Genomic DNA, 1,744 nt, shown 5'->3' with positions numbered 1-1,744 from the left:
AGAACGCGCGAACGCCCAGCTCAAAGGCTGGAAGATCCTCCGAAAGCTACGCTGCAGCCCTTCCAAGGCCGGCCACCTCTGCAAGGCCATCGCCGCCCTTCAGAACCACCGTGTCGCTCACGCCGCCCGAGGATGAAAAACGTTCACTCATGCTTGCTGGTCGGTCTCGACGATGAGCGTGTAATCAACGCCGGTGCGGAAGTCGCCGGAGGACCCGCGAATGGTCAGTTTGTGACGGCCGGCCTTCAGTGGCGGGAGGCGCACCCAGACACCACAAGCGTATGACGTGCTCGTTCCCTCCTCACCGGTGAGAGGATTGCCCGCTACACCAGTCACGGTGACGTTGTCGTCTTCCATCCGTTCTGGCGTGATCGCCTTGCCGTCAAGGGTGGCCTTGCCTTTCGCTGTGGCCATGAACTCCCTGCATTGTGCCTCGGTGCAAATCTGATTCACTAGCGGGAAGACCACCGGCCTTCCCATGGGAACCCTGCATGTCCGCTGCAAGGTACCGCCAAAGGTCCCAGCGAGAAACCACACATCCTCTGGCTGATTTCGGTCGCAGAACTCCCCGGTCGTGTCCGTCACAGGGTTCGTGCTCTCGTCTTCGGAGGCCGCCCATGTCCACCAACGTCCCTGAACGCTTTCCGTCGCCGCGTCCTCCGGTTGCGAGGACACGTTGCTGTCCGCGCCGCGTTCCTGGGCCACGCCACAGCCAGCGAGGAGACCGAGGGCTAACAGAAGCGGCATAGCGGATCTAGGGGACATCCGAGAATCATAGACTCGATGAGCACAAAGTGATCAGTGGTTCTGCCATGACGATCTTGCCTCATATGGCCGAGCAGGAGCCCGCCTGCCCTGCAAAGTGGAGGCATGCCGAAGGCGGGGGCTCTTGCAGTTCCATGGCTGTTCTGTCAGAGCGTCCAGGATACGGAGCAACCGTGAGAAGCGATAGAAGCCCTTTGCCTGGTCAAGGGTCTCGCTGGCGTAGCCCCCAGTGATCGCAATAAGGCGCATCGAAGACCCAAATCTACGGCAGAGCAGGTCACGGTTGGGGTCAGCTGATCAGCAGGTTATGGGGAGTTCGCGGGCCCGGGCCCGCACGGAGGCCCGGAGAGTGCTCAAGTGCTGGTGGAAGGCGTGATTCCTGTTCTGGTCCAGGTTGAGCGGAAGGTCCAGTTGGGCGATCAGCTCGGACTCGGCGGTCCAGGGTTCGGGGTGCGTCAGCCAGCACACCCTGGCGTTGTCGGCCATCCAGGCTGTCAGCTCCTTCTCGCAAGCCTGTCCGAAGGTCAGACGCTTTCCGCTAACTACGCGGCGGAGTTCGAGGCCGAGGAGGCAGCCGAGGGTGAGTCGCAGAGTGGAGCCTTCGGCGTTGCCGCGGAAGTGGTAGCGGACTCGGGTACGCAGGTTTTGCCTGCTGACTCGTGTCGCCATCCGGCGTGGGGCTATCCCGACGTACAGCAGCTGCCCGGCGGGCAGCCGGGGGTCGGGGGACTGCTCGAAGTGCCAGCCGTAGACGCCGGGGGCGGCTGGTATGGGGCTCGGCCGGGTCAGCACCTCGGCTGCGCGCCACAGTCTGTCGGGTTCCAGGAGGTCAACCGTGTTCATCACAACTCCCAGCGGATCCACGCGGACGAGAAGACGCTAGGTGTAATGACCACAGAGGTTGAGTGCGCCAAGGACACGAGCCCGATGTGATTGAAATGAGGGAGGGCCTGCGGGTTCGGTGTGGATTGCGACATCT

2 protein-coding genes are annotated in these 1,744 nt (G+C 62.7%); both read right to left on the bottom strand.

The genetic code is table 11. The annotated features are described in order from the left end of the window. Positions 1–147: 147 nt before the first annotated feature. Positions 148–414 carry a hypothetical protein gene (locus tag ACWEVS_RS46275; RefSeq protein WP_452557626.1) on the bottom strand — a complete coding sequence of 89 codons (267 nt, stop codon included), beginning with the start codon at positions 412–414 and terminating at the stop codon, positions 148–150. 648 nt (positions 415–1,062) lie between these two features. After that, a complete protein-coding gene (locus ACWEVS_RS46270) occupies positions 1,063–1,608 on the bottom strand; it encodes a GIY-YIG nuclease family protein (protein ID WP_452557624.1) in 546 nt (181 codons plus the stop codon). Positions 1,609–1,744 lie beyond the last annotated feature (136 nt).

Source organism: Nonomuraea sp. NPDC003754, assembly GCF_053605785.1.
This window is presented reverse-complemented; position numbering and strand designations above follow the sequence as displayed.

What these genes read in the sequence shown, in the direction of transcription:
- ACWEVS_RS46270 (WP_452557624.1), bottom strand. Translation starts at nt 1,608, where the DNA reads ATGAACACGGTTGACCTCCTGGAACCCGACAGACTGTGGCGCGCAGCC.
- ACWEVS_RS46275 (WP_452557626.1), bottom strand. Translation starts at nt 414, where the DNA reads ATGGCCACAGCGAAAGGCAAGGCCACCCTTGACGGCAAGGCGATCACG.